The sequence below is a fragment of the Brevundimonas sp. TWP3-1-2b1 genome, assembly GCF_049896165.1.
GTDB lineage: Bacteria > Pseudomonadota > Alphaproteobacteria > Caulobacterales > Caulobacteraceae > Brevundimonas > Brevundimonas subvibrioides_B.
Genome location: NZ_JAFCTT010000002.1, coordinates 178,593 through 200,824, shown reverse-complemented (window position 1 = coordinate 200,824; position 22,232 = coordinate 178,593). Strand labels below are relative to the sequence as shown.

Below are 22,232 nucleotides of genomic sequence, written 5' to 3'. Positions count from 1 at the left end.
CTGTTACGTATCCCTATCAAGCGGAATCGAGAATTCCGCTATAAAACCGTCGCTTGCGTAGCCGAGTTTTACGTCGCCCGCCAGATCGTGGCGGACGTTCCTTTCGATCAGCCGGCTGCCGAATCCCTTTCGCGTCGGGGAGGAGACAGGTGGGCCGCCGGCCTCGCGCCAGATAACTCTCAGGATACGGCTGGTCTGGTTGGCAACGGTCCAGTCGACGAACACGCGGCCGTCCGGGTCTGACAAGGCTCCGTACTTGGCGGCATTGGTGGCCAGTTCGTGGAAGATCATACCCAGCGACACCGCCGCTGCCGGACCGAGCGCCAGTGGCGGGCCGTTCAGGACGATTCGGGTCGTCCCATGGGCCGCGGTCTCATGCTCCAGCACGTCGCGCAGTTCGGCGCCCTCCCAGTGGCTGCGGGTCAGGAGGTCGTGGGTGTGCGACAGGCTCACCAACCGCGCCTGGAAGCTCTCGGCGAAGGTCCTGGGGTCCTCATGGGAGCGGGCCGTCTGGATGGCGATCGACTGGATCGTGGCGAGGGTGTTCTTCACCCGGTGATTCAATTCGTCGATCATCAGCCGCTGGCGCTGGGCGGCGACAACGGCGTCCGTGACGTCGTGTCCCTGAACAAAGATGCCGACGACCGTCCCGTGGTGGTTCCGGACGGGTTGATAGATGAAATCGACGTTGCGGGTCAGTTCGCGGTCTGCGCCTTCGGGCCGGAAGGTGACGGCGACGCCCTTTCCCTCATAGGGTTCGCCGGTCTCGAAGACGGAATCGAGCCGTTCGTAGAAGCCCTGGCCGGCCAGGTCGGGGAGGGCCTCCCGGATTGACTTGCCGGCGATGTGGTTGCGCCCGACGATGCGGGCATAGGCGTCGTTGTGCATCTGGAAGACATGGTCGGGCCCGGACAGGATGGCGACGAAGCCGGGCGCCTGCATGAACATCTCGACGAGCCGGTTACGCTCGGTCTCGAGGCGGCGATTGTCCTCCTGAACGGCACGGGGTCGGTTCATGACCCCGCCGCCCAGAAGCATGTCCAGCGCGCTGACGGTCGGGCTGTCGTCCCGTGCGCGCCGCAGCCGCTCCAGCTCGGTGATGTCGGACGTGTGCTGGAGGATCAGCACGATCCGGCCTTCGACGTCGTGCAGCGGCGTGTGGCTGGCGCTCCAGTAGCGATCCTCATGGCTGACCACGCCGTCCGGGCCGGTGACCGGGATGGCGTAGTGGATCAGCGCCAGGTGATCCCGTTCGCCGGTCGTCAGCACCTTTTCGAAAGAGGCCCGCAGCTGGCGGACATTCTCCGCCCCGGCCGCAGTCGGCCCGCCGTCAAAGATATCGAAGATGGGGCGACCGATCAGCTGTTCCCGCGCCATGCCGACCGCGGACAGATAGGCGGCATTCATGCCGGCGTAGCGCAGGTCCGGCGTCAGCAGCATGTAGGGGTTTGTCGACGCCTCGAAGGCCGCCGCAAGGTCTGTCGCCTGTTCAAGTGCCCGCACGCGTAGCGTCTCCCCGCTCCGTGCAAGCGTCTGACGCGGAGAACGGTTCCCGGCGCCGTGAAGATTGTGTCGCGAGCCCGGGTGGCTAGGATCACCGCATGTCCTTCACCAGTCTCGCCCTGGCTGTCCTCATGACCCTCGTGCCCGTTTCGCCGACCCACCCGGATGCGCAGGTGGCGCAGGGGCGGTTGATCGGCCGACAGGCGGACCAGGTCGATTCCTTCAAGGGGATCCCGTTCGCGGCCCCGCCGGTCGGGGCCTTGCGGTGGATGCCGCCCCAAGCGCCGGCCTCATGGGGGGGCGACCGTGATGCCGGCTCGGTCGGAGCAATCTGCGTCCAGGCCCCGGCCAACGGCGATCCCGGCGTCGGACCGCCTCCATTGAGCGAGGACTGTCTGATCCTGAACGTGTGGACGCCGGCGGAGCGGGCAGGGACCTTGCCCGTGATGGTCTGGATTCACGGTGGCGGGTACAACAACGGCTCGGGCACCGCGGCGCTCTACGACGGCGCCAATCTGGCGCGGCGCGGCGTCGTGGTGGTGACGATCAACTACCGGCTGGGGAGGCTGGGCTTCTTCGATCATCCGGCGCTCGCGGCCGAGCGGCCGGCGGACCAGCCCGCCGGAAACTATGGCGTCATGGACCAGATCGCGGCCCTGGAGTGGGTGCGCGACAACATCGCCGCCTTTGGGGGCGATCCGGCTCAGGTGACGATCTTCGGCGAGTCGGCGGGCGGGGCGGCGGTGACCCAACTGATGGTCGCGCCCGCCGCGCGCGGCCTGTTCAGCCGTGCGGTGGCGCAGTCGGGGCTGGGTCGGCAACGCTCGGCGTTGCTGGCCGAGGATCGGCCGGGTCGGCCCTCGGCCCAGTCGCTGGGCGTCGCCTTCGCGCAGTCGGCCGGGCTGGGCGCGGATGCGACGGCGGAGGCCCTGCGTGCGCTTCCGGCCGAGCGTCTGCTGACGCCCATGCCGGCCTTCTACAGTGACAATCTGATCGTCGACGGCGAGGTCGTGCCCGAGGACGTGGTCGATGCCTTCGCCGCCGGACGCCAGGCGCCCGTGCCCCTGATCATCGGGACCAACAGCGCCGAGTTCTGGTGGATCCGCCCTGCGGACGCCGGCGCCTATGGCCGCACCGACGATGCGATGACCGACGCCGAGTACGACGCCCTGCTGGCGGCCTACGGCGGGCAGGACGGGTACGACGCCCATGTGGTCAGCGACCTGATTTTCAACGAGCCGGCGCGGCATCTGGCGCGACTGCATGCGCGGGCCGGACACGCGGCCTACCTCTACCGTTTCGACGTGGTGCCGGACTCCAACCCGGAGCCCAGCGGCGGGGCGACCCATGCGTCAGAGCGGCCCTATGCCTTCGACAATCTGGACACCGTCGGGAGGCCGATGGGCGGGCGCGACCACCGGGCGGCGACCGCCATGGCCGGCTACTGGACCACGTTCGCCAGGGCCGGCGACCCGAACGGCGGCGACCGGCTGGCCTGGCCGGAGTTCGGCGCCGCGCCGGACCGGCTGCTGGAGTTCACCAACGACGGACCGGCGGCCAAGGCGGTCCCGTTCGGTGAACGGCTGGACCTGATCGACCGGTTCTACGGGCGGGTCCGACCCTAGAGCCTGATCGGCGGAGGAGGAATCGCTTCGCGATTCCGCTGATGCCGTGAATCAGGCTCCAGATCCTAGCGAGAGCATGATTCACGCTTCATGTCGGACCCGCGAAGCGGGTCCACCAGAAACGATCATGCTCTAGAGGCAGGCCCCGTTGGTTCGAATTACCTCGGCGTAGAGCAGGCCGCTGTCCTTGATCGTCCGCTCCTGGGTCAGGAAGTTGACGTGGGTGATGCCGAACCGCTTCGAATAGCCGAGCGACCATTCCAGATTGTCGAGCAGCGACCAGGCCATATAGCCCTCCAGCTTCACACCCCTGCCGATGGCGTCGTGGACCGCCTTCAGGTGGGTCTTCAGATAGTCGACCCGCATCGGATCCTGGATGCGACCGTCGATGGCGTGGGGCGGATCGTACCAGGCCGAGCCGTTCTCGGTGACCATCAGGGGCAGGCCGCCGGTCTGCTCATGCAGCCAGACCAGGGTGTCGGTGAAGGCCGGGGGATAGACCTCCCAGCCGGTCTCGGTATGGGCGTGCTGGACCTGTTTCACCGGCCGGGCGCGGACGGGCCAGGCGTCTGGCGCGTTCTCGGGCACCGCGCGGGTGTACCAGTTGAGGCCCATCCAGTCCGTCGGTGTCGCGATCAGGTCGAAGTCCTCGGCCGGGAAGTCGCGCATGGCGTCGCCGTAAACCTCGTGCAGCTCCGCCGGATAGCCGCGGCCCATCAGGGGGTCGAGGAACCAGCGGTTCATCTGGGCCTCGGCGCGCTTGCGGGCGGCCTCGTCCTCCGGCCTGTCGCTGGCCGGATATTTCGGCTCGATGTTGAGGACGATGCCGATCCGGCCCTCGCCAATCTCGCGGAAGCGGCGAACGGCGGCGCCGTGGGCGCGCAGGACATTGTGGCCGGCGATCACGGCCTCGTAGTGGGACCGGTGGCCGGGGGCCAGGGCCCCGTGAAGATAGCCGCCGTCGACGATGACCCAGGGCTCGTTGATCGTGCCCCAGGTCTTCACCCGACCCTTGAACCGTTCGAACAGGACCTGGCCGTAGTCGGCGAACCAGTCGGCGATGTCGGGGTTCAGCCAGCCGCCCCGGTCGTCCAGCGCCGCCGGCAGATCCCAGTGATAGAGGGTGACGAGCGGCTCGATCCCCGCCTCGATCAGGGCGTCGATCAGATTGTCGTAGAACTGCAGACCCGCCTCGTTCAGCCGCCCCGTGCCGTCCGGCATGACCCGGCTCCAGCTGACCGAGAATCGGTAGGCCTTCAGACCCAGCCGCTTCATCAGTTCGACGTCCTCGCGCCAGCGATTGTAGTGGTCGCAGGCCACGTCGCCCGTGTCGCCGTCCTTCATATTGCCCGGAATGTGGCAGAACCGGTCCCAGATGGATTCGCCCGCGCCGTCCGCCATGGACGAGCCTTCGATCTGATAGGCGGCCGTGGCTGCGCCCCACAGAAAGCCCGCGGGAAACTGATAGTTGGCACTCATTGGAAGGCTTTCGTTCGGAAGGCGAGCCGGTGGGGGAGGGAGAGGCCGGAACCGTTGCCGCAGGCCCGACGCTGATCAGAAAGTCTGGTGTGGCCAAACTACGGCACTTGCGGGCCCCATTACCAGTGTGCGATGTAACCGATTACAGAATTTTGTCGACGGACCTTCGATTAACGGAGGCCGGTACGGCCGGGACGTTTCAGGACACGCTGGGTGCATAGCAACCGTACTCACAGCTCAGACGGCCGTGCGCCGATCGGACGCACGGCATGAAGCCGGCGACGATCCGTGACGTGGCTGAACGCGCCCGGGTTTCCGTGGCCTCGGTGTCCCGTGTCCTGACCGGCGCGGGGGCCGTCACCGAGCCGACCCGGATGAAGGTTCTGGAGGCTGTCGAGGCCCTGGCCTACGTCCCCCATTCGGGCGCCCGCAGCCTGTCGACCAGCCGGACCGACACGGTCGGGGTCATCCTGCCTGACCTGTTCGGGGAGTTCTTCTCGGAGCTGATCCGGGGCATGGATGTGGCGGCGCGCGCCCACGGCCTGCATCTGATCGTGTCCAGTTCCCACGACGACGCCTCGGATGCGGCGGCCGCCATCCGCTCCATGCGCGGCCGTGTCGACGGGCTGATTGTGCTGTCGCCCCATCTCGATTCGGCCAACCTGGCCCACAGCCTCGCGGGTCGTCTGCCAGTGCTCTTGATGAACGGCGGGGCGAACGACGCCGGCCGGCCGTCGATGGTCGTCGACAATCACGGCGGCGCGGTGCTGGCGGTCGAGCATCTGTTGGCCACGGGTCGCAGTCGCATCGCCCATATCGCCGGTCCCGCCGGCAACCTGGAGGCCGAGGCCCGACTGGCGGGCTATCTGCAGGCCATGGCGCGGGCGGGCCTGCCGACCTCGGTGGTCGAGGGCGCGTTTACCCAGGCGTCGGGCCATGCGGCGGGCGTGGAACTGGCGCGGCGCGGACAGCGCCCGGACGCCGTCTTCGCGGGCAATGACAACATGGCCGTCGGTGCGATGCTGGCGCTTCAGGACGCGGGTCTGCTCGTCCCGGAAGACGTGGCGATCGTCGGCTTTGATGACATTCCGCTCGCCGGCCTCGTCCGGCCGGGCCTGACCACCTTGAGAATCCATATTGCCGAAACCGGTCGGAGTGCGCTCGAGCGCCTCGTCCGCCTCATCAACGCAGCGGGCGAAGCCGTCGCCGACACCGCCTGCGAGATCGTGCGCCCTGAGCTGGTCGTACGCGCGTCAAGCCAGCCGGCGACACCGAACCAGGTCCAGACAAACTCCGGCGGACGCCTTCGCGCCCTTGCCGAAACGCCGTCTCTGAAGGGGGAGAATTCCTGATGACCCGCAAATCCATCCAGTATCTGGGGGCCGCCTCGGCGCTCGCCATGGCCGTATCCCTGGCCTGCGCCGGCGGGGCCTCGGCCCAGGGCGCCACGTCCACCCTCCGGGGGACGATCTATGAGGGCCAGGCGGTCGAGACCGGCGGCAGCATCACGGCCACCGAAGTCGCCACCGGCTATGTCAGCCGGGGCCGGATCGGCGCCGACGGCGGCTATGTGCTGTCGGGCCTGCGTCCGGGCACCTACCAGATCAACGTCACGACGGCGGACGGCCAGACCGTTGAGGACCTGATCACCATCGCTCTCGGTCAGGTGGCCACGCTCGATCTTGATGTGGCCCCGGCTGTAACCGGTTCCGCCGAGGGCTCCCAACTGGACGATGTGATCGTCACCGGCCGCCGCATCTTCGAAGTGCGGACCTCTGAAGTGGCGACCAATGTCAGCCAAGTCCAGATCAACAGCCTGCCGCAGATCAGCCGCAACTTCATGAACTTCGCGGCCCTGGCGCCCGGCGTGCGGGTGACCGAGGGCGAGACCGAGCGCACCATCTCCGCCGGCGGCCAGGGCGCATCGGCGATCAACGTCTTCATCGACGGCCAGAACCAGAAGTCGACCATCATCGACGGCGGCGTCGGCGGTCAGGACGACAGCCGCGGCAACCCCTTCCCGCAGGTCGCCATCCAGGAGTTCCGGGTCATCTCCCAGAACTTCAAGGCCGAGTATGAGCAGGCCTCGTCCTCGATCATCACCTCGGTGACCCGTTCGGGCACCAACGAGCTGACCGGCGACGCCTTCATCACCTACCAGGACAGCGACTGGACCTCGGAAGACTTCCAGGGCCGCGAAGTGGGCGTCGAGCGCCTGCAGTACGGCGGCTCGGTCGGCGGACCGATCATCGAGGACCGGCTGCATTTCTTCGCCGCCTATGAGCGCAAGGACGAGACTCGCGCGAACGTCGTGCAGTTGTTCCGCTCGGCCTATGCGCCGTTGTTCGGCGCCGACACCGGCACCTTCGATGCGCCGTTCGAGGAAGACCTGTTCTTCGGCAAGCTGTCGTGGTCGATCGACGATCGCCAGCGGCTGGACCTGAGCGCCACCTATCGCACCGAGGCCGACATCCGCGACTTCGGCGGCAACAACGCCTACAGCCGCGCCAACCAGATCAATACCGACGTCGCCTCGATCGTTCTGCGCCACCAGTACCAGGGCGAGGGCTTCCTGAACGAAGCCCAGTTCGACTTCTATGAGTACACCTACAACCCGACCGCGCTGAATTTCTCGGACTACGGCCGGTCGTACGTCATCTTCCGCGACGACAACGGCGCGCCGGGCTTCCAGTACAATGTGTTCAACCGCGAAGACACGGTGTTCAACACCGGTGGCCAGAGCAACAACCAGGACATCCGCCAGCGCAGCTTCACGTTCCGTGACGACCTGACGTTCAACGACATCGAATGGAACGGCCAGCACACCATCAAGATGGGTGTGAAATTCTCGGCCCAGAACATGTATGTGAACAAGCAGTTCGGCCGGAACCCTCAGTTCATCTTCGACGTCGACGCGCGTCCCGAAATCAACGGCAGCCGCGACATCCCGATCCGTGTCGAACTGGGCGCACGTGTCGCTCCTGCCGATGTCGATAACAATGTCTTCGGCCTCTACATCCAGGATGACTGGCAGATTTCAAGCCAGCTGGAGATCAACCTCGGCCTGCGCTGGGACTATGAGGATAATGCGGTCAACAACGACTATTCGACGCCGGCCTCGATCCGCGACACGCTGAACAGGATCCAGGCGCTGCCGGGCTATGACTTCCCGTCCTACTTCAACCCGGCGGACTATATCACCGACGGCCGTGACGCCTTCGCCGGCGCCTTCCAGCCGCGCATCGGGTTCTCGTACGATGTGTTCGACGACGAGCGGACGGTGATCTTCGGTGGCGCCGGCCGCTACTACGACCGGGTCGGCTTCAACTTCGCCTTCGACGAGCGCTTCAAGGCCTTCCAGTTCAACAAGGAGATCTTCTTCTCCGTGGCCGGCGGCATGCGCGGCGGCGTCAACACCGTCGCCTGGAACCCGACCTATCTGACACCGGCCGGTCTCGATCCCCTGCTGGCCGCGGCCCCCGGTTCGGGCGAGATCTTCCTGCTCAACAACGACATGGAGCCGCCGCGGACTGACCAGTTCAACTTCGGCGTCCGTCAGAAGTTCGGCGACTTCCAGACCGCCCTGACCTTCGCCTATGGCAAGACCGAAAACCTGTTCGCCTGGTACATCGCCAATGCCGGCTCGGAGACGGGCAACCGCTTCTCGGGCCCGACCCCGGGCTCGGTCGGCCACCCGGAGTTCCGCAACCTGATCTTCTTCGGCAACAACGACGCCGAACAGACCTTCAAGGCCATGTATCTGACGGTCGACAAGCCGTTTGACAGCGACAGCGGCTGGGGCATGCAGTTCACCTACACCCTGTCGGAAGCCGAGCGGAACGGCAGCCGTGACGGCGGCCTGAGCGCCTTCGACTTCGACTACAACCGTCCGGGCCTGTCGCCGACCTTCCCGACCAACCAGGACGAACGGCACCGGATCGTGGCGACGGGTATCGTCGCCCTGCCTTACGACTTCCGTCTGTCGGGCATCCTGACACTGGGATCGGGCCTGCCCTTCCACCAGTTCGTCTGCCCGACGGCGTCCAATCCGGACATCTGCTGGAACGGTGGCCGGCCCGAGAAGCAGGACTTTATCGTCTCCAACGCCTTCTCCTTCCGTCAGATCGACCTGCGCCTGACCAAGTCGTTCGACGTCTTCAACGGCCAGTCGGTCGAGCTGATCCTGGACGCGATCAACGTGTTCAACTTCGAGAATTTCTCGAACTTCGAACAGTGCCTGTGCTCGGCGCAATACGGCGAGCCGCGTGGTCAGTATCTGCCGACCCGCAGCGTCCAGCTGGGCCTGCGCTACCGCTGGTAACGGTCTCCTGAGACTGGCGGCCGTCCCTCGATCCTTTCGGGGGGCGGCCATATTTTTTGCGGGCGACGCGGGGGCGTTGGCGTAGGGTATCCGAGTATGGACCGTCGTCGATTTCTTCTGGCCTCCACGGCCGTCGCTTTCGCCCCTGCGGGCCTGTCGGCCTGCGGGAGCCTGGGCCTGCCCATGTCCGGCGGCAAGATACGGCTGGACCCCGAAGTCGATGAACTCCAGCGCCGGACCTTCGACTGGTTCGTCCATGTCACCGACCGCGAGCGCGGGCTGACGCCGGACCGCTGGCCGGCGGACTCCTTCTGTTCGGTCGCGGCGGTGGGGTTCGCCCTGACCTGCTGGCCGGTCGGGGTCGAGCGCGGCTGGATGAGCCGGGACGAGGCGCGGACGCGGACGCTGAACACCGTCCGCTTCTTCCACGGCGCGCCCCAGGGGCCGGAGGCGAGCGGCGTCACGGGCCACAGGGGCTTCTTCTACCACTTCCTCGACCGCCGGACGGGCCATCGCTACGGCCGGGTCGAGCTGTCGACCGTGGACACCGCCCTGCTGCTCGCCGGCATGCTGTTCGCCGCCCGCTTCTTCGACGGGGACGACGCGGAGGAAGCCGAGATCCGGCGTCTGAGCCAGGCGATCTACGACCGGATCGAATGGGACTGGGTCGTCATCCGGCCGAACCGGATCAGCATGGGCTGGCACCCGGAGACCGGCTTCATCCCCGCCGACTGGCATGTCTACAACGAGGGGATGCTGGTCCTGCTGCTGGCCATAGGCTCGACGACCCATCCGGTTCCGCCCGCCGTCTGGGACGAGTGGTGCTCGGTCTATGACCAGAGCTGGACGGCGACCCGGGGTCCGGCCCACCTGCATTTTCCGCCGATGTTCGGGCACCAGTACAGCCACATGTTCGTCGACTATCGCGGCATCCGCGACGCCTGGATGCGGGCCAAGTCGGCCGAGATCGAAGGTTTCGACTATTTCGAGAACAGCGTGCGCGCGGTGGCGGCCCAGCGCGCCTACGCCGTCGCCAATCCGGGCGGCTGGGATGGCTATTCCGCAGAGGTCTGGGGCCTGACCGCCTGCGACGGACCGGGCGATTTCAAACAGGTCATCGACGCGCGCGAGCGTGAGTTCTTCAGCTATTCGGTGCGTGGACCGGGCGATCGGGACGACGGCACGATCGCGCCAACGGCGGCGCTGGCCAGCTATCCGTTCGCCCCGGTCGAGATCACCGCGACGCTCAAGGCGCTGAAGTCGCGCTACGGCGCCGGCATCTACACGCAGTGGGGCTTCCTCGACTCGTTCAACCCGACCCTGACGGAGCGGGAGGGGCGGCTGCAGCACGGCCGGATCGTGCCCGGCGTGGGCTGGGTCGACAGCGACTACCTCGGCATTGACCAGGGACCGATCGTGATCATGATCGAGAACGGGCGCTCCGACCTCGTCTGGCGTCACATGCGCGGCGAACCGAACGTCACGCGCGGGCTGAAGCGGGCCGGATTCAGCGGCGGATGGCTGGACATATGATCGATCGCCGCGCCGCCCTGGGGCTGATGGCGGGCGCGTCTCTGGCGGGTTGCGGGCGGAACGACGGGATCACCCGGCTGAGCTTCTGGGCCATGGGCAACGAGGCGACCCACGCGCCCCAGATCCTGACCGCGTTCGAGGCCGCCAATCCGGGCATCAAGGTCGTGGTCCAGCCTCTGCCCTGGACCGCCGCGCACCAGAAGCTGCTCACTGCCTATGCCGGGGCGTCGCTGCCGGACGTCAGCCAGATCGGCAATACCTGGGTGGCGGAACTGGCCGCAATCGGCGCCCTGTCGCCGACGCCCGCCTTCGCCGACGACCTGCTGCAGGATCAGTTTCCGGCGGTGCTGGAGACCAACCGGATCGGCGGCCGGGCGATGGCCACGCCCTGGTATGTCGACACCCGCCTGATCTATCTGCGCACAGATCTTCTGGCCCGCGCGGGCTTCGACGCCATGCCGGTGACCTGGGCCGAGTGGAAGCGGGCCATGCATGCGGTCAAGCGCGTGGCAGGCGACGGCAATTTCGCAATCCTGTTGCCGGTCAATGAGTTCGAGCAGCTTCTGACATTCGGTCTACAGGGCGATCAACCATTGCTCCGCGACCGGGACACGCGCGGAAATTTCTCCAGCGAGTCCTTTCAGGCGGCGCTGTCCTTCTACAAGAGCCTGTTCGACGAAGGCCTCGCGCCCCTGGCCTCGGCGGCGCAGATCTCGAACGTCTGGACCGAGTTCGCGCGCGGCTATTTCAGCTTCTACTTCTCCGGCCCCTGGACCATCGGCGACATGAAGAGCCGGCTGCCGGCCGAGATCCAGCCGCACTGGACCACGGCTGGCGTGCCCGGTCCGACCGGCCCCGGAGCCTCGGCGCCGGGCGGGTCATCGCTGGCCGTGTTCCGCTCTTCGCCGCATCAGGACGCGGCCTGGAAACTGGTGCGCTATCTGTCGGATCCAGCGGTGCAGGCGCGCTTCAACATCATTACCGGCGACCTGCCGGCGCGCCCCTCGGCCTGGGCCGCGCCGAAAGTGGCGTCCGACCCCTATGTGACCGCCTTCAACGGCCAGCTGGCGCGCGCCAGGGCCGTGCCCAAGGTCCCGGAGTGGGAGCGGGTCGTCACAGAGATGCAGATCGTCGCCGAACGGATGGTACGCGGCGAGTTAACGGTCCAGCAGGCTGGCGCCGAGATCGACCGCCGCGCCGACCGTCTGCTGGAGAAGCGCCGCTGGATGATCGAACAGGGGCGGGCGGCATGATCTCCCGCCGGGAACGCGCCGCCTGGGGCTTCGTCGCCCCGTCGCTGATCGCCATCGCGGTCTTCTTCGTCGTGCCGGTGGTGTCGTCGCTGCTGCTCAGCCTGACCGACTTCGACATCTATGCGCTGGCCGACCTCGGCAACATGCGGTTCGTGGGCCTGCAGAACTACGAGCGGTTGCTGACCAATCCGCTGTTCTGGCAGGCGATGAAGAACACCGTCTGGTTCAGCGTGCTGGGTGTGCCGCTCGCGATCGGCGCCTCGCTGGCGGCGGCGGTGATCCTGAACGCGCGGACGATCAAATGGCGGCCCGTCTGGCGGGTCATGTTCTTCGCGCCCTATGTGACGACGCTCGTCGCCACGGCGGTGCTGTGGAACTATCTGCTGCACACCCGCTACGGCGTCATCAACTGGGCCCTGACCAGCGTGGGCCTGCCCGCCGTCGACTGGCTGGGCAACCCCGACACCTCGATCCCGGCCATCCTGATCTTCGTGGTGTGGAAGATCTTCGGCTATAATATGCTGATCTTCCTGGCGGTGCTGCAGACCGTGCCGGACGACCTCTACGAGGCCGCGCGCATTGACGGGGCGGGACCGTGGAGCCGGTTCCGGCATGTGACCCTTCCGGCGATCGCGCCGACCCTGCTGCTCGTGTCGATCATCTCGGTGGCCGGCTTCTTCCAGCTGTTCGCCGAACCCTATGTCATGACCCAGGGCGGACCGGCCCAGTCGACCGTGACGGTGCTCTACTTCATGTATGAAGAGGGCTTCAAATGGTGGAATCTGGGATCCGCCTCGGCCGTCGCCTTCATCCTGTTCCTGTGCATCTTCGCGGTGACCATGGTGCAGCTGGCCGTATCGCGGCGGCTGGGCGGAGATCACACATGAAGCCCCGCGTGATCCTGTTGAACATCGGCGTGGCCCTGATCGGGCTGATCGTCCTGTTCCCCCTGCTGTGGATGCTGTCGGTCAGCTTCATGTCGACGGGCGAGGCCGCCGTCTTCCCGCCGCCGCTGCTGCCCAGCCGCTGGACCCTGGAGCATTACCGCGACCTGTTCGTGAACCAGGGCATGGGCCGCTACATGTGGAACAGTTTGGCCCTCGCCACACTGGCGACGGGGCTGGCTTTGGCCTTCACCGTGCCTGCCGGCTACGCCTTCGCCAAGCTGACCTTCAAGGGCCGGGACCGGCTGTTCCAGCTCCTCATCGGCGCCCTCGTCATTCCGGCCCAGATCGGCACCCTGCCGCTGTTCCTGATGCTGAAGTCGATGGGGCTGGTGAACACCTACGCCGGGGCGCTGGTGCCGTGGCTGGCCTCGATCTTCGGCCTGTTCCTGGTGCGCCAGTACGCCCTGTCGATCCCCGACGAGATGCTGGAGGCCGCGCGCATAGACGGCGCCAGCGAGGGCCAGATCTTCCGCCGCATCGTCCTGCCGACCCTGACGCCGATCCTGGTGACGCTGGGCCTGTTCGTCTTTCTCGGCAGCTGGAACGACTTCCTGTGGCCGCTGATCATCCTGACCGACCAGTCGAACTATACGCTGCCGGTCGCGCTGGCGGCCCTGTCGCGCGAGCATGTGCAGGATATCGAGCTGATGATGGCGGGCGCCGTCATCACCGTGGCGCCGGTGCTGATCCTGTTCCTGGCGCTGCAACGGTTCTACATCCGCGGCATGCTGGCCGGGAGTGTGAAGGGTTGAGTATGCTTTCATTCCTCCCTCGTTGGGGGTCGAGGACGGATCGCATGCGATCCGACGAGCGGACCACGACGTGGTGGAGGGGGCTGGCCCCAGACACCGGGTTCGCGGCCAGCCCCCTCCGTCACGGCGCAAAGCGGCGCCGCGCCACCTCCCCCTTTGGGGGAGGAATAGGCCTCATCGCCGCCGTCCTGATCGCTGGGCCCGTCCACGCCCAGTCGACGCGGACGCTGGATGCGTTCGAGGACCTGTCGCCCTGGAGCGCCGACGCCTCGACCGACGTGACCTCGACCCTGTCGTCCGTGGCGGGCCATCGCGGCGACGCACTGCGGCTGGACTATGATTTCAATGGCCGGTCGGGCTACGCCTTCGCCGCGCGCGACCTGTCGTTCGAGGCGCCCGGGAACTACGAGATCACGTTCAGGGTCCGGGGCGCGGGGCCGACCAACACCTTCGAGGTCAAGTTCACGGACGCGCGGGGAGAGAACGTCCACTGGCGCCAGACCACCCGCTACGACTTTCCGGACGGCTGGACCCTGTTCACGATCAAGAAGCGGCAGGTCGCCTGGGCCTGGGGACCGAACCCCGACCGGGCGTTCCGCGGCGCCGAGCGGGTCGAATTCGTCGTCACCGCCGGAGAGGGCGGCAGGGGCTTCATCGAGATCGACGACCTGACCCTGCGCACCCTGCCGCCGGAGCCGTCCGTCCCGCCGCGCCCTTTAGCCGAGGCGACGAGCGAAGACGGCCTGTCGGTCGCTGCCCTGGCCGTGGACGAGGACCCCGCCACCGCATGGCGCACGGTCGGGGCGGGCGGGCATTCCCTGACGCTCGATCTCGGCTACGAGCGTGAGTTCGGCGGCCTCACCTTGCGCTGGGTCGACGGCAAGGCGGCGTCGGCCTATCGCGTCATGGCTTCCGGCGACCGCCGCCAGTGGCATGAGATCGCCAGGGTCCAGGGCGGCGACGGCGGGACCGACTGGCTGAGGACGCCCGAGGCCTCGGCTCGCTGGCTGAGACTGGATTTGACGACACCCCAGACGGCGCCGGGCTCCGGTCAGATGGGCGCGGGCTTCGGCACAGCCGCAGCGGCGGCGACCGCCTATGCCCTGGCCGATCTGCGCATCGAACCGCTGGCGTTCGGTGAAGACGAGACCGCCTTCCTGACCGCGATCGCAGGCCAGAGCCGACGCGGTCTCTATCCGCGCGGCTTCCGCGGCGAGCAACCCTACTGGACGCTCGTCGGCGTCGACGGCGGCGGCGAGAGCGGGCTGATCTCCGAGGATGGCGCCATCGAGCTGAAGCGCGGCGGGCCGTCGATTGAACCCTTCGTGCTGGACAACGGCCGGCTGGTGACCTGGGCGGATGCGCGCATCGATCAGGCCCTGGTCGAGGACGACCTGCCGATCCCGACCGTGACCTGGACCCGGGATGACTGGACCCTGAAGGTCACGGCCATGGCCGAGGGATCGCCGGACGCTGCGGCGCTCTATGGCCGCTACGACCTGACGAACACCTCGGCTCAGGAGCGGACCCTGATGCTGGCGCTCGCGGCACGGCCGATGCAGGTCAACGGGCCGGTTCAGTTCCTGGCCGTACCCGGCGGCGCGGCGCCCATCCTCCAGATGCAGTGGACCGGCGCGGAGCTGGTGCTGGACGATGCGTTGCGGCTCCATCCGCTGGTCGCGCCCGACGACGTTCGGCTGGCGACCTTCGCCTCGGGGGTCGATCCGCAGAGCCTGCTGGCGCGTGGGCCCGACGCGCCCCGCGATGCGGCGGTGGAGTCCGACCGGACCGGTCTGATGGCGGGGGCTATGCTCTATTCGGTGACTCTGCGTCCCGGCGAGACGCGGACATTCGGCTGGGTTTCGGGGCTGGACGGCCCGCGTCCGGCCCTGCCGGCGACCGCCTCTGTCGAGGCGGCGTTCGACACGGTGCAGCACCGCGTCGCCGCCGGCTGGCGCGAGAAGCTCGACCGGTTCGACCTGGTCATGCCGCCCGAGGGTCAGCGGATCGAGGACACGATGAAGACCTCGCTGGCCCACATGCTGATGTCGCGTCAGGGTCCGGCCCTGCAGCCCGGCACGCGCAGCTATAACCGCTCATGGATCCGCGACGGGGCCATGATGGCGGAGGGGCTGAACCGGCTGGGACATGCCTCTCTGTCGCAGGACTATCTTCGCTGGTACGCCCCCTATGTCTTCGACAACGGCAAGGTCCCGTGCTGCGTCGACAGCCGGGGCGCCGATCCCGTGCCCGAGAACGACAGCCACGGCGAGTTCGTCTTCCTCGCCGCCGAGACGTATCGCTACACCGGCGACCTGACCCAGCTGCGCGCCGTCTGGCCCCAGGTGCAGGCCGCGATCGGCTATATGGACACGCTGCGGGCGTCGACGCGTACCGTGGCGAACCGGACGCCCGCGACGCGCCACTTCTACGGCCTGTTGCCGCCGTCCATCAGCCACGAGGGCTATTCAGACCGGGCGGCCTGGTCCTACTGGGACGACTTCTGGGGCCTGCTCGGCTACCGCGACGCCATCGAGATCGCCGTCGCACTGGGTGAGACCGGGGCCGCCGCCCGTTTCACGGCGGCAAGGGCGGAGTTCGCGGTCGACGTCACCGCCTCCATCACCGGCACGGCCATCCATCACCGCATCGACTGGATCGCTGGCGCGGCCGACCGGGGCGATTTCGACGCCACCTCCACCACTATCGGCCTGTCGCCGGGCGGTCTGCAGGCCGAGCTGCCGCAGGGCCTGCTGATCCGCACCTTCGAGAAATACTGGGAAAACTTCACAGCGCGCCAGGCCAACCGCGCGGCGTGGCGGGACTACACCCCGTATGAGTTGAGGAATGTCGGGGCCTTCGTGCGACTGGGCCAGCGCGACAGGGCGATGGCGGCGATGGACTTCTTCTTCGCCGACCGCAGGCCCCCGGCCTGGAACGGCTGGGCCGAGGTGGTCGGCCGCGACCTGCGCGAGCCGCGCTTCATCGGCGACATGCCGCACGCATGGATCAGCTCGGACTACATCCGCTCGGCCCTCGACCTGTTCGTCTACGACCGGGACGCGGATCACGCCCTAGTGATCGCCGCCGGCCTGCCGATGCGCTGGATCGACAGCGCGACGGGCGTGGGCGTCCGGGACGTCCGCACGCCCTATGGTCCGCTGACCTACGCCCTGCGTCGTCGGGCCGGATTGACCACCCTGACGCTGTCGCCCGGGGTGACGCCGCCGGGCGGTTTCGTCCTGCAATGGCCCGAGGGGCAGGACCTGCCCGCACGCATCCGCATCGACGGACGGAACGGCGAGTGGACGGGTCGCGAACTGGTCATCCCGGCCGGTGCGCGGCGGGTCGAGTTGCGCTGACGCTTTTCGGGGAGCCGGGGAGGCGTTAGACCGCCGTCATGACCCAGACCCTCCGCCGCCTTCTCGACCTGCCCGGCGTCGCCGACCTCGAAGCGAAGGCGTTGATGAAGCCCGGCTATGCGGATCCCTCGCGCCGCGACGAGTTTCCAGAGGTCGACGAGGTGCTGGTCGCCGTGTTCGGCCTGACGGGGGAACAGGCCGAGGACGCCGTCCGTCCCGATGACTGGGACGGGATCGAGCGGCTGTCTCCGGCTGAACAGGCGGACACGTTCGAGGCCGGGGGCTGGGACGTCCGCGACGCGAAACGCAAGCCGCTGCGCATGCTGGCGGTCTTGGCCGAGCCGCTGGCCCTGGCGATGCGTGGCGTGGCGGGAAGCCTGCCGGAAGCGGCGTTCGTCCCTGAGCCCGCCGAAGAGAAGAGCGACTGGGGCGCCGGCATGGCGGCCGAGGCGGCGCGCTTCAGGAAGCGCTGACGGTTTCCTTCTCCCCTTGCGGGAGAAGGTGGCAGCCGAAGGCTGACGGATGAGGGGTCACGCGGGCGGCTGAAATGAGGGCGGGCAGCACTCACCGGTTGGACCAGCGTCACCCCTCACCCGATCGCGCCAGGACGACGGCTTCGCCGCCGTGCGCGAGCTCCCTCTCCCGCAAGGGGAGAGGGATTAACTCACATCCCCCGCATCAGCTCATCGGCCAGGGCCGCCGTCAGGTAGCCGTCGGCGATGCGGCCGTGGGCGATCTGCCATTGTTTGAGGGCGCGGCGGGTGCCGGAGCCGACGACGCCGTCGATGGCGCCGGGATCGTAGCCGGCGCGGGCGAGGGCGGTCTGGGCGCCGAAGCGCTGCTCGCGCGAGATCGGGCCGTCGTTGGGCCAGGTTCCGACCAGGCCGGGCTTTCCCGCCACGCCGTCGGCGGTCAGGCCGATGGCGAGCGCATAGCTGACCGAGTTGTTGTAGCGGCGGATGATGTAGTGGTTCGGCAGGGCCAGGAAGGCCGGACCCCGCGCGCCCTGGGGCAGCAGGATAACGCCGTTCTCGCTGGCCTCTTCCGAGGTCGGGGCGCCGCCTCGCGCGAGGGTCACGCCGCGCCGGGCCCAGTCGCTCCACGGGCGGCCATCGGCCTCGGCCAGGGCATAGTCGAAATTGGCCGGCAGCTGGATTTCGTAACCCCAGGCCTGACCGCGTTTCCAGCCGGCCTGGGCCAGCAGGTTGGCGGCCGAGGCGAGGGCGTCGGCGTCCGAGCCCCAGATGTCGACATGGCCGTCGCCGTTCTGGTCGATCCCGAGGCGCAGATAGTTGTCGGGCATGAACTGGGTCTGGCCCATGGCCCCGGCCCAGCTGCCCAGCAGGCCCGAGCGCTCGCGGCGGCCATCGACGACGATGTCGAGAGCGTTCTTAAGCTGGTCCTCGGCCCAGTCGCGGCGGCGACCGTCGAAGGCGAGGGTGGCGAGCGAACGGATGACGTCCTTGTCACCCTGGACCTGGCCGAAGCTGGATTCGTTGCCCCAGATGGAGACGAGGATTTCCGCCGGCACGCCGAAACGCTGGGTCACGGCCCAGGGCACGGCGTCGATTCGGCGACGGGCCTCGGCGATACGCGCGGCCGATGCGGCGTTGGCGATATAGGCCCCGGCCGGACGGCTGAACTCCGGCTGGCTGCTGTCCAGACGGATGACCTCGGGGTCCGGCGTCAGATTGGCCAGTTGCTGTTCGTAGAGGGCGCGGCGGGCGCCGCCCTTGCGCGACAGGAAGCCCTGTTTCCAGCCCTCGAACCCGGCCTGATCCGGGGTAGCGCGCGGCGGGGTCGGGACGGCAGGGGCCGGCGCGACCGGCGCGGCGCGGGGCGGCGCCGGGCTGGCGATGACCGGAGGCGCCTCCGGCAGCATCGGCGCGCAGGCCGAGACGGCGGCAATCAGGATAAGGCGATAGTCGAGGCGCATGAGGCGAAGGTTTCCAGACAGCTCTGAGCCGATCAAGAGCCTGCAATTAGCGCGCGAGTATGGCGCGCCGTTGCGGCGAAAGGGTGAACGCGATCTCAACCGCGTTCGATTCCTCGATCTTAGGAAATGTGCGACATTCTGTCCTCGCTCTCGGACACGGCCTGGTGGCGGAGGGGCAACGCAGCGGGTGTGCAAACCCGTGAACCCTCCGTTCAACTCGGAGGCCAGGCCTCCAGGCACTTTTTTGGTGCGCTAACGCGAGCGACGCAGTCGCTCGCTGCTTGAGCGCGGATTCCCTCATATCTTTCGGACGCGCTACAGGTGAGGGCATGCCCACCGCCGCCGAAATCATCGCCCTGTTGGACCTCAAGCCCCATCCCGAGGGGGGCCACTATCGCGAGACCTTCCGCGATCCGCGTGAGGTCGGCGGGCGGTCGGCCGGGACGGCGATCTATTTCCTGCTGGCCGAGGGCGAGGCGTCGCACTGGCACCGCGTGGACGCGGCAGAAATCTGGCATTTCCACGCTGGCGCGCCGCTCGAGCTCAGGATCGCTGATCCGGTCGGGCGGCGCATGGTGCTGGGCCCGGACCTGATGGCGGGTGAGCGGCCGCAGGGCGTCGTGCCGACGGGCGCCTGGCAGGCGGCGAGGAGCCTCGGCGCCTGGACGCTGGTCGGCTGCACCGTCGCGCCGGGGTTTGACTTCATCGGCTTCGAGATGGCTCCTGAGGGCTGGGAACCGGAGCAGGGAGAGGTGTGATGGCGGAGCTCAAGACCAAAATTACGACTGCATCGGTCGAGGATTTCATCGCCGGGGTCGAAAATCCGAAGCGGCGTGAAGACGCGAAGGTCGTGGCCGCGCTGATGGCGGAGATCTCGGGCGAGCCGGCGACAATGTGGGGGCCGTCGATCATCGGCTTCGGCCGGTATCACTACCGATACGCCAGCGGGCATGAGGGCGATGCGCCGGTGGTGGGGTTCTCGCCGAGAAAGGCGAACCTGGTGCTGTATTTCGCCGGCGACGAGCCGGGATACAGCGAGCGACTGGCCCGGCTCGGCAAGCACAAGGCCGGCAAGGCCTGCGTCTATGTGAACCGGCTCTCCGACCTGGACGAGGCGGTGCTCCGGGACCTCATCCGACTGACGATCGAGACGACCCGGGCCCGGTACCCCAACTAGGCCACGGCCGCCTTCAGGAAGCCGAGGGTGTCGCCGACCCATTGTCGGGTCTGGTCGCACGGGAAGGCGACGAAGCCGTGGGCGGCGCCGGGATAGACTTTCAGCGTCGCCGCGTTCCCCGCCGCCATCCAGCGGGCGTGCATGAACAGGCTGTCGTCCAGCAGCGGGTCGCGGGTGCCGATCGTGAAGATCGCGGGCGGCAGACCGGTCAGGTCGGCGTAGAGCGGCGAGATCGCGGGATCGCGCCGGGTCTCGGGCGTGACGCCGGGCAGGAAGGCGTCACCGAACTGGCGCATATCGAGGCCGCGCAGGACCAGCCGTTCGTCGCCGGCCGTGCGAGCGCTGGGCGTCTGGGCGACGTCGAAGACGCCGAAGGTCAGGTTGGCGGCGTGGGCGCCGTTCCAGCCGTGCTTGTCGCGCAGACGGAGCAGGGTCAGGACAGACAGGTGGGCGCCGGCCGACTCGCCGCCGATGGCGAAGCGTTCGCCGCCGAACCCGGACAGATGCTCGATGACCCACAGGGCGGCGGTCTCGCAGTCGTCCGGGCCGGCTGGGAAGGGGTGTTCGGGGGCCAGGCGGTAGTCGACGCTGACCGCCGTCAGGCCGGTCATGTCGGCGGTGATCTCCAGCAGCTTGTCCTGCTCGTCCGCCGAACCGAGGACCCAACCGCCGCCGTGGATGTGGAGATAGACGCCTCTCGACGGCCCTTGTGGCGGCAGGATGCGGAGGCGCAGCGGACCGCCGGGACCGGCGATGATCTCGTCACGGGCGCGGGGCGAACAGGTGGGAGCAGGGAAGACGCCCTTGCCGTCCTTTCGGGCGGCACGGAAGGTTTCGGCACCGATGTCCCACCATTCCGGCATCGGCGTCATCAGGGCGATGATCGAGGCGTTCAGGTCGCGGGTCTCGTTGGGGATGCTCGCGGGATCGAAGACGACGGGATCAAGGGTATGCATCCCCCGACTATAGGCCGGCCAGGATTCTGGGAAAGCGTTCAGGCCGCCATGCGGAAGTCGTCGTAGCAGGTGTCGGCGGCGCGGGCCTCGTCCCACAGGGCGTCTTCGTCCGAGTAGCGGGCGCTGGCCCGGGCGTCGATGACATCGACCACCTGTTCCTCCAGCCGATCCCAGATCACGGCGAGGTCGCCGCAGCCGTCGGCCTCGCACGGGACGATCAGGTAGCGGGAGGCGTTGATTTGCGTCTGGGGAGCGAATGCGCGGGCCATGGGTGTCTCCGGTCTCTGTGTGCTTGCCGATGAGTCTGAGATAGGACAGAGTTACGTCAGTTTCGGACGTATCATTTCGGAGGCGGCGGGTGCGGCACGACAAGGCGGTCCTGGTCATCGAACTGGCGCGGCGCATGGCGGCTTCGGCCGAAGGACTGACGCTGGACGAAATGGCGCACGAATCGCGCGTCGGCCGACGCACGGCCGAGCGGATGCGGGACGCGGTGATCCTGCTGTTTCCGTCGGTGGAGGAGGTATCGGACCCGCCGACCAAGCGCTGGCGCATTCGCGGCGGATTGTCGGCCTTCGAACAGGCCCCGACGGCGACCGAACTGCTGGAACTGTCCAAGGCGGCGCAGGGACTGAGGACCGCAGGCGAGGCCGGGCGGGCGGCGGCGCTCGAGGGGCTGGAACGCAAGCTCAAGTCGGCGATGCGGTCGACGACCCTGAACCGGCTGGCGCCCGACCTGGAAGCCTTGGTGCGGGCCGAAACGATCGCCGTTCAGGCGGGGCCCAGGCCGAACGCGGACGAGGCCATGCTGGCGGCCATCCGGGGCGCGGTGCTGGCGCAATCGCCGCTGGGCTTCACCTACTCACGGCCGGGTGCGGAGGCGCGGCGGCGCAGCGTGGCGCCCTGTGGCGTCATGTTCGGGCGCGCCAACTATCTGGTCGCGGCGGACCGGGAGAGCGGGCGGGTGCAGACCTTCCGACTTGACCGGATGAGCGCCGTGGAGGCCTTGGCCGGGTTCGCCCCGCCGCCGCCGGAATTCGACCTGTCGGTCTTCGCCAGCCAGTCGTTCGGCATCTATCAGGATGAGATCGAGGACGTGGTCCTGCGCGTCTCGCCCGAAGGGGCGGCCGAGGCGCGAGGCTGGCGCTGGCACCCGACCCAGACGCTGGAGGATCAGGCGGACGGATCGGTCATCGTGCGGTTCCGGGCCTCGGGCATGCGGGAGCTGGCCTGGCATCTGTTCACCTGGGGCGAACAGGTGAAGATCCTGGCGCCGCAGCGGCTGAAGGCTGTGATGGCCGGGGAACTGGCGGCGGCGCAGCGGGCGTTGGGCAGCGCGTCTTAGAGCATGATCGTTTCTGGTGGGCCCGCTTCGCGGGCCCGAGATG

General features: G+C 68.0%; 17 protein-coding genes and 1 tRNA gene. 13 read left to right on the top strand and 5 right to left on the bottom strand.

Annotated features, from left to right (window positions below):
• Nucleotides 1-3 precede the first annotated feature (3 nt).
• Nucleotides 4-1,503 carry an HWE histidine kinase domain-containing protein gene (locus ACP7AB_RS02735; protein WP_425987397.1) on the bottom strand — a complete coding sequence of 500 codons (1,500 nt, stop codon included), beginning with the start codon at nt 1,501-1,503 and terminating at the stop codon, nt 4-6.
• A gap of 98 nt (nt 1,504-1,601) precedes the next feature.
• Between ACP7AB_RS02735 and ACP7AB_RS02730 the strand changes: the two genes are divergently transcribed.
• A complete protein-coding gene (locus ACP7AB_RS02730; protein ID WP_425987396.1) occupies nt 1,602-3,128 on the top strand; it encodes a carboxylesterase/lipase family protein in 1,527 nt (508 codons plus the stop codon).
• A 132-nt stretch (nt 3,129-3,260) separates the two neighbouring features.
• Here the strand turns inward: ACP7AB_RS02730 and ACP7AB_RS02725 are convergent, their stop codons facing one another.
• Entirely contained in the window at nt 3,261-4,607 is a 1,347-nt protein-coding gene (locus ACP7AB_RS02725; protein WP_425987395.1) for a GH1 family beta-glucosidase, read from the bottom strand.
• Between the two features lie 269 nt (nt 4,608-4,876).
• Between ACP7AB_RS02725 and ACP7AB_RS02720 the strand changes: the two genes are divergently transcribed.
• The 8 genes from ACP7AB_RS02720 (at nt 4,877) to ACP7AB_RS02685 (ending at nt 17,248) form a co-directional block, all read left to right on the top strand.
• Nucleotides 4,877-5,959, top strand: a complete 1,083-nt coding sequence (locus ACP7AB_RS02720) for a LacI family DNA-binding transcriptional regulator (RefSeq protein ID WP_425987394.1) — start codon at nt 4,877-4,879, stop codon at nt 5,957-5,959.
• Complete coding sequence (locus ACP7AB_RS02715) at nt 5,959-8,928, top strand: TonB-dependent receptor (RefSeq protein WP_425987393.1); 2,970 nt, start codon at nt 5,959-5,961, stop codon at nt 8,926-8,928. The genes ACP7AB_RS02720 and ACP7AB_RS02715 overlap by 1 nt, the downstream gene beginning before the upstream one ends.
• 96 nt (nt 8,929-9,024) lie before the next feature.
• Entirely contained in the window at nt 9,025-10,461 is a 1,437-nt protein-coding gene (locus ACP7AB_RS02710) for a glucoamylase family protein (protein WP_425987392.1), read from the top strand.
• Nucleotides 10,446-11,714: an extracellular solute-binding protein gene (locus tag ACP7AB_RS02705; RefSeq protein ID WP_426046085.1), complete on the top strand. Its 1,269-nt coding sequence runs from the start codon at nt 10,446-10,448 to the stop codon at nt 11,712-11,714. The genes ACP7AB_RS02710 and ACP7AB_RS02705 overlap by 16 nt, the downstream gene beginning before the upstream one ends.
• Nucleotides 11,711-12,601 carry a carbohydrate ABC transporter permease gene (locus ACP7AB_RS02700; RefSeq protein WP_425987390.1) on the top strand — a complete coding sequence of 297 codons (891 nt, stop codon included), beginning with the start codon at nt 11,711-11,713 and terminating at the stop codon, nt 12,599-12,601. Before ACP7AB_RS02705 ends, ACP7AB_RS02700 begins: the two co-directional genes overlap by 4 nt.
• A complete protein-coding gene (locus tag ACP7AB_RS02695; RefSeq protein ID WP_425987389.1) occupies nt 12,598-13,413 on the top strand; it encodes a carbohydrate ABC transporter permease in 816 nt (271 codons plus the stop codon). The genes ACP7AB_RS02700 and ACP7AB_RS02695 overlap by 4 nt, the downstream gene beginning before the upstream one ends.
• A gap of 44 nt (nt 13,414-13,457) precedes the next feature.
• On the top strand, nt 13,458-16,775 hold the full coding sequence (locus tag ACP7AB_RS02690; protein ID WP_425987388.1) for a discoidin domain-containing protein: 3,318 nt from the start codon (nt 13,458-13,460) through the stop codon (nt 16,773-16,775).
• A 38-nt stretch (nt 16,776-16,813) separates the two neighbouring features.
• Nucleotides 16,814-17,248 (top strand): hypothetical protein, encoded by a 435-nt coding sequence (locus tag ACP7AB_RS02685; RefSeq protein ID WP_425987387.1) that lies wholly within the window; start codon nt 16,814-16,816, stop codon nt 17,246-17,248.
• A 191-nt stretch (nt 17,249-17,439) separates the two neighbouring features.
• On the opposite strand, the gene ACP7AB_RS02680 is transcribed toward ACP7AB_RS02685, so the two are convergent.
• Nucleotides 17,440-18,711 carry a lytic murein transglycosylase gene (locus ACP7AB_RS02680; RefSeq protein WP_425987385.1) on the bottom strand — a complete coding sequence of 424 codons (1,272 nt, stop codon included), beginning with the start codon at nt 18,709-18,711 and terminating at the stop codon, nt 17,440-17,442.
• Between the two features lie 158 nt (nt 18,712-18,869).
• Between ACP7AB_RS02680 and ACP7AB_RS02675 the strand changes: the two genes are divergently transcribed.
• From ACP7AB_RS02675 to ACP7AB_RS02665, 3 genes are all read left to right on the top strand, one after another.
• Nucleotides 18,870-18,946 (top strand) — tRNA-OTHER (locus ACP7AB_RS02675).
• 94 nt (nt 18,947-19,040) lie between these two features.
• Complete coding sequence (locus tag ACP7AB_RS02670) at nt 19,041-19,469, top strand: cupin domain-containing protein (RefSeq protein WP_425987384.1); 429 nt, start codon at nt 19,041-19,043, stop codon at nt 19,467-19,469.
• Nucleotides 19,469-19,888 carry a DUF1801 domain-containing protein gene (locus tag ACP7AB_RS02665; RefSeq protein ID WP_425987383.1) on the top strand — a complete coding sequence of 140 codons (420 nt, stop codon included), beginning with the start codon at nt 19,469-19,471 and terminating at the stop codon, nt 19,886-19,888. The genes ACP7AB_RS02670 and ACP7AB_RS02665 overlap by 1 nt, the downstream gene beginning before the upstream one ends.
• Here the strand turns inward: ACP7AB_RS02665 and ACP7AB_RS02660 are convergent.
• A complete protein-coding gene (locus tag ACP7AB_RS02660; protein WP_425987382.1) occupies nt 19,885-20,844 on the bottom strand; it encodes an alpha/beta hydrolase in 960 nt (319 codons plus the stop codon). The genes ACP7AB_RS02665 and ACP7AB_RS02660 overlap by 4 nt on opposite strands.
• Before the next feature lie 38 nt (nt 20,845-20,882).
• Nucleotides 20,883-21,113 (bottom strand): hypothetical protein, encoded by a 231-nt coding sequence (locus ACP7AB_RS02655; protein WP_425987381.1) that lies wholly within the window; start codon nt 21,111-21,113, stop codon nt 20,883-20,885.
• An 89-nt stretch (nt 21,114-21,202) separates the two neighbouring features.
• Here ACP7AB_RS02655 and ACP7AB_RS02650 point away from each other — a divergent pair, with 89 nt between their 5' ends.
• On the top strand, nt 21,203-22,189 hold the full coding sequence (locus ACP7AB_RS02650; RefSeq protein ID WP_425987380.1) for a helix-turn-helix transcriptional regulator: 987 nt from the start codon (nt 21,203-21,205) through the stop codon (nt 22,187-22,189).
• The last annotated feature ends 43 nt before the right edge of the window (nt 22,190-22,232 follow it).

Coding starts and splice junctions, on each gene's coding strand:
- ACP7AB_RS02720 (WP_425987394.1), top strand. CDS start 4,877: ATGAAGCCGGCGACGATCCGTGACGTGGCTGAACGCGCCCGGGTTTCC.
- ACP7AB_RS02700 (WP_425987390.1), top strand. CDS start 11,711: ATGATCTCCCGCCGGGAACGCGCCGCCTGGGGCTTCGTCGCCCCGTCG.
- ACP7AB_RS02685 (WP_425987387.1), top strand. CDS start 16,814: ATGACCCAGACCCTCCGCCGCCTTCTCGACCTGCCCGGCGTCGCCGAC.
- ACP7AB_RS02690 (WP_425987388.1), top strand. CDS start 13,458: ATGCGATCCGACGAGCGGACCACGACGTGGTGGAGGGGGCTGGCCCCA.
- ACP7AB_RS02705 (WP_426046085.1), top strand. CDS start 10,446: ATGGCTGGACATATGATCGATCGCCGCGCCGCCCTGGGGCTGATGGCG.
- ACP7AB_RS02730 (WP_425987396.1), top strand. CDS start 1,602: ATGTCCTTCACCAGTCTCGCCCTGGCTGTCCTCATGACCCTCGTGCCC.
- ACP7AB_RS02660 (WP_425987382.1), bottom strand. CDS start 20,844: ATGCATACCCTTGATCCCGTCGTCTTCGATCCCGCGAGCATCCCCAAC.
- ACP7AB_RS02695 (WP_425987389.1), top strand. CDS start 12,598: ATGAAGCCCCGCGTGATCCTGTTGAACATCGGCGTGGCCCTGATCGGG.
- ACP7AB_RS02710 (WP_425987392.1), top strand. CDS start 9,025: ATGGACCGTCGTCGATTTCTTCTGGCCTCCACGGCCGTCGCTTTCGCC.
- ACP7AB_RS02670 (WP_425987384.1), top strand. CDS start 19,041: ATGCCCACCGCCGCCGAAATCATCGCCCTGTTGGACCTCAAGCCCCAT.
- ACP7AB_RS02680 (WP_425987385.1), bottom strand. CDS start 18,711: ATGCGCCTCGACTATCGCCTTATCCTGATTGCCGCCGTCTCGGCCTGC.
- ACP7AB_RS02715 (WP_425987393.1), top strand. CDS start 5,959: ATGACCCGCAAATCCATCCAGTATCTGGGGGCCGCCTCGGCGCTCGCC.
- ACP7AB_RS02665 (WP_425987383.1), top strand. CDS start 19,469: ATGGCGGAGCTCAAGACCAAAATTACGACTGCATCGGTCGAGGATTTC.
- ACP7AB_RS02725 (WP_425987395.1), bottom strand. CDS start 4,607: ATGAGTGCCAACTATCAGTTTCCCGCGGGCTTTCTGTGGGGCGCAGCC.
- ACP7AB_RS02655 (WP_425987381.1), bottom strand. CDS start 21,113: ATGGCCCGCGCATTCGCTCCCCAGACGCAAATCAACGCCTCCCGCTAC.